We start from the raw sequence: 653 nt of genomic DNA, 5'->3' as shown, positions 1-653 counted from the left end.
CGTCGCCGCCGCCAACGTGCTCCCGCTGCGCCTCGCCGTCCGCCCCGCCGACAGCGCCGAGGAACTGCTGCGCGCCGTGGTCCGCGAGCTGCGCGCCGTCCGCCGCCACCAGCGCTACCCGCTGGAGGACCTGCGCCGCGACCTCGCCCGCACCGGCGACCGCCGCGCCCTGTTCGGCCCGATGGTCAACATCAAGGCCTTCGAGAGCGACCTCGACCTGGCCGGCCTGCCCGGCACCGTCCGCAACCTCGCCGCCGGCCCGGTCGACGACCTGGCCCTGAACGTCTCGCCCGGCCCGGACGGCGCACTGCGCCTGGTCATCGACGCCGACCCGGCCCGCCACGGAGCCGCCTCCCTCGCCGCCCACCGCGACGGCCTGCTGCGCTACCTCGACGCCCTGGCCGACCTGCTGCTCGCCGACGCGCGGACGCCGATCGCCCGGATCGACCTGCTCGACCCGGACGGCCTGCGCCACGCCACCGAAGGCCGTACCGAGCCCCCGGTCGAGCGGACCGTGCCCGAGCTGTTCTCCGCCCAGGCCGCCCGCACCCCGGACGCCGTCGCCGTCCGCTGCGGCCCGGCCGCGCTGACCTACCGGCAGCTCGACGCCGCCGCCGACCGGCTCGCCCACCGGCTGACCGCCCTCGGCGTCC

The 653-nt window shown here is 78.4% G+C and carries 1 protein-coding gene; it reads left to right on the top strand.

Annotated elements, in window-relative coordinates; genetic code table 11:
• Positions 1-653 (top strand): condensation domain-containing protein (locus KS423_RS46790; RefSeq protein WP_224285694.1); only part of this gene is annotated, 653 nt, incomplete at both ends.

This window comes from Streptomyces sp. LS1784, assembly GCF_020103755.1.
Lineage (GTDB): Bacteria > Actinomycetota > Actinomycetes > Streptomycetales > Streptomycetaceae > Kitasatospora.
This window is presented reverse-complemented; position numbering and strand designations above follow the sequence as displayed.